Origin of the sequence: Streptomyces chiangmaiensis (genome assembly GCF_036281785.1) — a bacterium.
Taxonomy (GTDB): Bacteria; Actinomycetota; Actinomycetes; order Streptomycetales; family Streptomycetaceae; genus Streptomyces; species Streptomyces chiangmaiensis.
Genome location: NZ_JAYWVC010000287.1, coordinates 1 through 7908, shown reverse-complemented (window position 1 = coordinate 7908; position 7908 = coordinate 1). Strand labels below are relative to the sequence as shown.

5 protein-coding genes are annotated in these 7908 nt (G+C 70.7%); 1 reads left to right on the top strand and 4 read right to left on the bottom strand.

The features are described from left to right. Positions 1-95: 95 nt before the first annotated feature. From VXC91_RS40085 to VXC91_RS40070, 4 genes are all read right to left on the bottom strand, one after another. Positions 96-851: an HAD family hydrolase gene (locus VXC91_RS40085; RefSeq protein WP_329512288.1), complete on the bottom strand. Its 756-nt coding sequence runs from the start codon at positions 849-851 to the stop codon at positions 96-98. A 124-nt stretch (positions 852-975) separates the two neighbouring features. Continuing rightward, the gene (gene gltX / locus VXC91_RS40080; RefSeq protein WP_329512287.1) at positions 976-2451 is read right to left on the bottom strand and encodes a glutamate--tRNA ligase; all 1476 of its coding nucleotides are present in this window, start codon (positions 2449-2451) and stop codon (positions 976-978) included. Next, positions 2444-3220 carry a fumarylacetoacetate hydrolase family protein gene (locus VXC91_RS40075; RefSeq protein WP_329512286.1) on the bottom strand — a complete coding sequence of 259 codons (777 nt, stop codon included), beginning with the start codon at positions 3218-3220 and terminating at the stop codon, positions 2444-2446. The genes gltX and VXC91_RS40075 overlap by 8 nt, the downstream gene beginning before the upstream one ends. A 180-nt stretch (positions 3221-3400) precedes the next feature. Then, positions 3401-3589 (bottom strand): hypothetical protein, encoded by a 189-nt coding sequence (locus VXC91_RS40070; protein ID WP_329512285.1) that lies wholly within the window; start codon positions 3587-3589, stop codon positions 3401-3403. Positions 3590-4189: 600 nt separating this feature from the next. Here VXC91_RS40070 and VXC91_RS40065 point away from each other — a divergent pair. Next, the gene (locus tag VXC91_RS40065; protein ID WP_329512284.1) at positions 4190-7900 is read left to right on the top strand and encodes a sensor histidine kinase; all 3711 of its coding nucleotides are present in this window, start codon (positions 4190-4192) and stop codon (positions 7898-7900) included. The last annotated feature ends 8 nt before the right edge of the window (positions 7901-7908 follow it).

Here is a 7908-nt window from a genome sequence, read left to right as displayed (position 1 = left end):
GCCACTGGAACGCAAGCCCCCGTGGGGGTCTTGTTCTAGCTTGCGCTTCCGGCTCCCGGCCTCTCGGCCCGCTCCCCGGCGGCGCAGGAAGAACATTACCCGAAGGTGGACGGCGCTCCAAAACGGGTATCCGCGCCGAGGACCGAAGGGAGTTCGACGAGGGAGGCGATCCGGTGCAGGCGGGCGGCCCCGTCGGGCCCGGCCGGGGTACACCCGTCCGTGACGGCGCTCACGTCGGCGCGGTCGATCCACACGGACAGCAATCCGGCCTCGGCCGCGCCGCGTCCGTCGATCTCCGGGTGGTCGCCGACGTACGCGACGTCGCGCGGAGCGAGTCCCAGGGCGTCACAGGCCGCGCGGAACGCCCGGGCGTCCGGCTTGGAGACGCCCAGCTCCGCGGCGCACAGAACGGCCTCGAAACGGTCGCGCACACCGAGGGTGCGGAGCTTGTACTCCTGGACGTGGACGCTGGAGTTGGACAGCACCGCGTGCCGGTGGCTCGCGGCGAGGGCGTCCAGGGCGGGCAGGACGTCCGGGAAGAGGGCCCAGGCCGCCTCGTAGTGGTCCAGGTAGCGCCGGAACCAGGCGTCGGCCGCCTCGTCCGTCAGCTCCTCGCCCAGGAAGACTCGCACCCGGTCCCTGCGCTGCCCCTCGAAGGACGCCTCCCCCGCCGCGTACCGGGCCCACTGCTCGTCGGTGATCGCCCGCCACCGCGCAAGGGCCTGCTCGACGGTGCCCGGCCCGCCGAGCAGCCCCTCGGCGGCCAGGTGCCCGCGCATGCCGGCGCGATCCGCGGCGGTGTAGTCGAAAAGAGTGTCGTCGACGTCCCAGACCACGGCGCTGATGCTCATGGTCCGACGGTAGCTCCGGACGGGTGACCGTGTCCGTCCGTTCACCCGGGCCAGTGATTCTTGGAGCCGGGGAACGCCGGAGGGGCGGCACCCCGGCGGGTGCCGCCCCTCGTCCACGAACGGCTCAGGCCGAGAGCTTCGCCAGCGCCGCGTCGATCCGCCGCAGCGTCTTCTCCTTGCCCAGGACCTCCAGGGACTCGAAGAGCGGCAGGCCGACCGTGCGGCCGGTGACGGCGACACGGACCGGGGCCTGGGCCTTGCCCAGCTTGAGGCCATGGGCCTCGCCGGCGGCCAGGACGGCCTCCTTCAGCGCCTCCGCGGAGGTCCAGTCGGCGGCCTGAAGGTTCTCCCGGGCCGTGCGGAGCAGGGCGTCGCTGCCCTGTTTCATGGCCTTGGTCCAGGACGCCTCGTCGAACACCGGCTCCGGCAGGAACAGGAAGTCGACGTTCTCGGTGATCTCCGACAGGACCTTGAGGCGGGTCTGCGCGTGCGGCGCGACCGCCTGCCACTTCGCTTCGTCGAAGTCCTCGGGCGCCCACGGCGCGAACGGCGGCTTCAGCCAGGGCCGGCAGCGCTCCGCGAAGTCCTTCACCTCAAGCAGGCGGATGTGGTCCGCGTTGATCGACTCGGCCTTCTTCAGGTCGAACCGGGCCGGATTGGGGTTCACGTCGGCGACGTCGAAGGTGGCGACCATATCGTCGGTGGAGAAGATGTCGCGGTCCGCCGCGAGCGACCAGCCCAGCAGCGACAGGTAGTTGAGCAGACCCTCCGGCAGGAAGCCCCGCTCGCGGTAGAGGTTCAGCGACGACTGCGGGTCGCGCTTGGACAGCTTCTTGTTGCCCTCGCCCATCACGTACGGCAGGTGCCCGAACACGGGAACGGCCTTCGCGACGCCGAGTTCGATCAGCGCCTTGTAGAGGGCGATCTGACGGGGGGTGGAGGAGAGCAGGTCCTCTCCGCGCAGAACGTGGGTGATCTCCATCAGCGCGTCGTCGACCGGGTTGACGAGCGTGTACAGAGGCGCACCGTTCGCCCGCACGATCCCGTAGTCCGGCACGTTCTCCGGCGTGAAGGTCAGCTCGCCGCGGACCAGGTCCGTGAAGGTGATCGTCTCGTCGGGCATCCGGAAGCGGACGATCGGCGTGCGTCCCTCGGCCTCGTAGGCCGCCACCTGCTCGGCGGTCAGCTCACGGCAGTGCCCGTCGTAGCCGGACGGCCGGCCGGCGGCCCGGGCGGCGTCGCGGCGGGCGTCCAGCTCCTCCGTCGTGCAGTAGCAGTGGTAGGCGTACCCGCCGTCCATGAGCTTGTGTGCGATGTCCTTGTAGATGTCCATCCGCTGCGACTGGCGGTACGGCGCGTGGGGGCCCCCGATCTCCGGACCCTCGTCCCAGTCGAAGCCCAGCCAGCGCAGCGAGTCCAGAAGCTGGACGTAGGACTCCTCCGAGTCGCGGGCCACGTCCGTGTCCTCGATGCGGAAGACGAACGTGCCTCCGGTGTGGCGGGCGAACGCCCAGTTGAACAGGGCGGTGCGGACCAGACCCACGTGGGGGTTGCCGGTCGGGGACGGACAGAAACGTACGCGGACGGAGCCGTTAGCCACGCTTGATCACCTTGTTGGTGAGAGTGCCGATGCCTTCGATGGTGACGGCGACCTCGTCGCCGACGTTGAGGGGGCCGACCCCCGCGGGAGTGCCCGTGAGGATCACGTCGCCGGGGAGCAGCGTCATGGCCTCGGTGATGTTCACGATCAGATCCTCGATCGGGTGGATCATCTCGCTGGTCCGCCCGAGCTGGCGCTGCTGTCCGTCGACCGTGAGCTGGATGGTCAGGTCGCTCGGGTCGAGGTCGGTCTCCACCCAGGGGCCGAGCGGACAGGCGGTGTCGAAGCCCTTGGCCCGGGCCCACTGCTTCTCGCGTCGCTGGACGTCGCGCGCGGTCACGTCATTGGCGCAGGTGTAGCCGAGGATCACGTCCTTGACGCGCTCACGCGGGACCTCGCGGCACAGGCGGCCGATCACCACGGCCAGCTCCGCCTCGTGATGCAGCTCCTGGGAGAAGGAGGGGTAGACGATCTCGTCGCCGGGGCCGATCACCGAGGTCGACGGCTTGAAGAAGGCGAACGGGGCCTCCGGCACCTCATTGCCCAGCTCCCTGGCGTGCTCCGCGTAGTTGCGGCCGAAGGCGACGACCTTGTTGGGGAGCACCGGCGGCAGCAGCCTGACCTTGCTCAGCGGCACCTTCGTGCCGGAGAGCTCGAAGTCCGCGAACGGGATGCCTTTGATGATGTCGAGAACGAGCTCGTCCGGCTTGTCGCCCTCGACCGCGCCGAAGGCGACATTCCCGTCGATGGAGAATCTGGCGATGCGCACGAGATCCTTGCGCCCCTCACTGAGCTGGCTGGAGTCTGACGCTCCAGGCTAACGCGGCAGGGGGCCGGCGCCTCGCGCATTACGGCGAGCGCCGCCGGGGCCGAACGCGGACGTCGCCGGCGAGCGCGCGTGATCACCCCGTCCCAGTGATCATCGAGCGGGCGGCGCAGAGCGCGCGTATCACTCCGCGGTGAATGCCTGCGCCGGGACTTCCTCGAGAACGGTGCGCTTGGGATTGGCGGTGTGGGCGGGAAGGTCGACGGACCGTTCCGGCGTCGCCGGTGCCTGCAGCTCTTCGGCGTCGGCGAGGTGCGCCAGCGTCGTACGCCGCGGGTTGGCTATCGTGCGGAACATCATCGTGGTCTTCACTGTTGTCGTTGACCTTGTCGTTGCGGGCGCCGAGCGGGCCACAAGAGCTGTCGCCGGGGCGCGGGTTGTCGGATTCGCCATCCCTGTAAAGCGTCAGGCTAAACATGCAATTCCCGCCGGAAGCCATGAAGTGGGCATGATCTCCGTGTGAGTTTGCTCACTGACTGACGAGCAAAAGGGGCAATCCGGGCCGCTTTTCTGTGCGGACCAAACGGACATTCTTCCATTGAAGCCCGCATTCCGCTCCTGATCATGGCGACTGGGACACCACGCGCGACTCAATGGATCGTAGGCCTACGTCCGTTATGTACGAGATAACTTTCTACGATCTGTGACGCTGAACTCACAGAGTGTCACGGTAGTCACGGGCTCGCCCATTGGCCTTGTTGGAGATCCGGCACTGTGCTGGAATTCCACGGACCGCCGCGGGATCGCACCGGCGCGCAGAGGCGCAACGCAGCGCCGAGCAGCGGCGGGAAGGGGGAGCTTGCGCCGGTCACTCACGACCACCAGGGGGGCGTATTCAGGGCGCCCCTCAAGACGCCGACACCGTCCCACCGCTCGCGCGGAGGGGCGCCTGGTCCAGAGGTTGCGACGCTAGTGCAGGGACGTTTCAAGAGGGATGGCAGCGCTTCGGCGGAGCCGGAGCCGCACGGCGGGACCGACCGTGGTTCCTCGCCCCAGCACGCCCAGAACCCGGGACCGGCACCGTCCGGCGGTGTCCCCGACCGTCCTGGGCGCACAGGCGCGACCGCCGCTCCCACGCCGCCCGCCCCACCCAAGACCACTCCTCCGATCGACCCCGGCACGCGCATAGCCCTGCGCAACTGGCGCATCTCCACGCGCCTGGTGTCGCTGCTCGCGCTCCCCGTGGTCGCCGCCACTTCGCTCGGCGCCCTGCGCATCGGCGACAACGTGGACCAGATCCGGCAGCTCGAGAACATGAAGCTGCTGACCGAGATGACCAAGCAGGCGACCCAGCTCGCCGAGCAGCTCCAGGAGGAGCGCGACCAGTCCGCGGGCCCGCTGGCCCACGGCGCTTCGGCGAGCGACGACTACACGGTCAAAAACGTCCGCGCCAAGACGAACCAGGCCCGCACCACGTTCCTGGAGGGCACCCAGGAGCTCGATGACGCCACCGGCAGCGGCCAGCTCTCCGGGGTGCGCGAGAGCGTCGTCGGTATCGCCAGCGAGCTCAACAACCTCAGCGCGATACGCGCCGGCGCCTACAAGGAGTCGAAGGACTCGGAGTCGAAGGACTCCTTCCAGACGGTCGAGTCCTACCACCGGCTGATCACCCAGTTGCTCAGCCTGTCCGAGGACATGGCCCAGGCGACCAGCAACCCGGAGATGATCCAGCGCACCCGCGCCCTGGCGGCCTTCTCGACCGCCAAGGAGTACGCGTCCGTGCAGCGCGCGATCATCGCGGCGGCCCTTCCGGCGACCAACAAGACGTACGGCGAGCTCTCCGAGAACGACCGCCAGTACGCCCTCTCCGCCCTGGACAGCCAGGACTCCGAGCTGGACGTCTTCCGCAGCATCTACGGCGACGGCGCCGAGGATCTGACGAGGCCGATCGACCAGGGCAGCCCGACGGTCGTGGACGCCGACCAGTACGCGGGCCGCGTCCTCAAGAGCGCGAACGGCCTCAGGACGCAGGACAAGCGTTCGTACAAGGACTGGATCGACGACGACACGGCCAAGATCCAGCAGATGAAGAGCATCGAGGGCACCCTCCTCGAGCAGATGGAGCAGAAGGCCCGTGAGCTGAAGAACGCCTCCGAGCGCGAGGCGATCGTCTCCGGTGCGCTGATCCTGATCGTCCTGGGTGTCTCCCTCGTCGGTGCCTTCGTCGTGGCCCGGTCCATGATCCGCTCGCTGCGCCGTCTGCAGGAGACCGCCACCAAGGTCGCCCAGGACCGTCTGCCCGAGCTGGTCAAGCAGCTGTCCGAGTCCGACCCGCAGGACATCGACACCTCCGTGGAGTCGGTCGGTGTGCACTCCCGGGACGAGATCGGCCAGGTGGCCGCGGCCTTCGACGACGTGCACCGCGAGGCGGTCCGCCTCGCCGCCGAGCAGGCCCTGCTGCGGGGCAACGTCAACGCGATGTTCACCAACCTCTCGCGCCGCTCCCAGGGTCTGATCCAGCGCCAGCTGTCGCTGATCTCGGAACTGGAGTCCCGCGAGGCCGACCCGGACCAGCTGTCCTCGCTGTTCAAGCTCGACCACCTCGCGACGCGTATGCGCCGTAACGGTGAGAACCTCCTCGTCCTCGCGGGTGAAGAGCCGGGCCGTCGCTGGACCCGCCCGGTTCCGCTGGTCGACGTGCTCCGCGCCGCCGCGTCGGAGGTGGAGCAGTACGAGCGCATCGAACTGGCCGCCGTGCCCGCCACCGAGGTGGCCGGCCGCGTGGTCAACGACCTCGTGCACCTGCTCGCCGAGCTGCTCGAGAACGCGACCTCGTTCTCCTCGCCCCAGACCAAGGTCAAGGTCACCGGTCATGCGCTGCCCGACGGGCGCGTGCTGATCGAGATCCACGACACCGGCATCGGTCTGTCCCCCGAGGACCTCGCCCAGATCAACGAGCGGCTGGCCTCGCCGCCCACGGTGGACGTCTCCGTCTCCCGCCGCATGGGCCTCTTCGTGGTCGGCCGGCTGTCGCAGCGCCACGGCATCCGCATCCAGCTGCGCCCGTCGGACTCCGGCGGTACGACCGCGCTGGTCATGCTCCCGGTCGACGTCGCCCACGGCGGCAAGAAGCCGGCTTCCGGCAAGCCGGGCCAGGGCGCCGCGCAGAGCGGCGGCCCCGCCGCCGCGCAGGCCGCCGCCGGTGTGGCCGCGGCCCGTCGCCAGGCACAGCAGGGCGGTTCGTCCTTCGGTGCCGGTCAGCCCGGCGGCCAGGGACTCGGCGCCGCTCCGCAGCGTGGTCAGGTGGGCGCAGGTCAAGGTCCGCGCCCCGCGCTGCCCGGCAGCGCCCCCGGTGGTCGTCCCGGCGGCCCGCAAGGTTCAGGCGCCCCGCAGCAGGGCCGGCCGGCCCCGGCGGGCACGGGTGCCGGTGCCTTCGGGCAGGGCGGTCAGCAGGGCGCCCAGTCCTTCCAGGACGCGGGTTCCCGCCAGGGCGGCTTCGGTGACGGCGGTTCCGGTATGCGCCCGGCGGCCGGCCTCGGCGACGCCGGCCCGACGGCCGCACCTCAGCAGCCACAGCAGAAGCAGCCCAAGGAGCGCGGTGGACGCCGCCGTCCGCAGCTGTCCGGCCGCGGCGGCGCGCGGGCCGAGCTGCCCGGTGGCAGCCCGCAGCGCACGCCGAGCTGGAGCGACGAGAACGCGCAGCCACCGGTGCCGCGTGCCTCGCTGGACACTCCGCGCGGCCACGAGGAGCCGGACGCCCTGTCCACGACCTCGCCCATGCCGCGCGTCGACGACCGCCAGGGTCCCGGTTCCACCTCCGAGTTCCCGCGGCCGGACCTCAACGCCCCGCGTCCCGGTGCGGCGAACAACGGTGGGCAGTTCGTCCGCTCGGACGTCTTCGGCGGCCCGGCCCAGGGCGGCCCGACGGGCCAGTTCCACGCGCAGGGCGGCGACACGGGTCAGTACCCGGCACCCGGCCGGGCTCAGGACACGGGCCAGTACCCGGCCCCCGGCCGCCCGCAGGACCCGGCTTCCACCGGTCGGTTCGCCCCGCAGGGCTACGACGCCTCGAACACGGGCCAGTTCGCCGTCCCAGGTCATGGAAACCACCAGGACCCGTCGTCCACCGGCCAGTTCGAGCGGCCGCAGATGGGTGGCGAGGGCTACGGCTCCAACCGGCCGCCGGCCCCGCAGCGCCCACAGCAGCCCCCGCGCCGTCAGGAGCCCGAGGCCCTGCCGCCGGCGACGGGACCCGGTGACGGGCGCACGCCGCTGTACGACACGCTCGAGACCAACTGGTTCCGCGGCGACCGGCCGCAGCAGGGCAACGGCGCCGTTCCGCCGGCCCCGCAGCAGCCCGCCGCACCGCCCCAGCGTCCGGCCGCCACCGCGGCCTGGCGCACCTCGCCGAACGACGAATTCGTACGTCAGGCCGAACGCGTGCGGCAGCCCGCCGCAGGCGGTATCACCACCTCCGGCCTGCCGCGCCGGGTCCCGCGCGCGAACCTCGTGCCGGGCACGGCTCAGCAGCAACAGCACCACACCGGTCCGCAGGTCTCACGTGCGCCCGATGACGTACGCGGCCGGCTGACCAATCTCCGACGGGGCATCGCCCAGGGTCGCCAGGCCGGTACCGGCCCGACCGGCAGCTACCCCAGCCCCACTCACCAGCAGGAGCGTTAGTTGAGCCA

Coding starts and splice junctions, on each gene's coding strand:
- VXC91_RS40085 (WP_329512288.1), bottom strand. CDS start 851: ATGAGCATCAGCGCCGTGGTCTGGGACGTCGACGACACTCTTTTCGAC.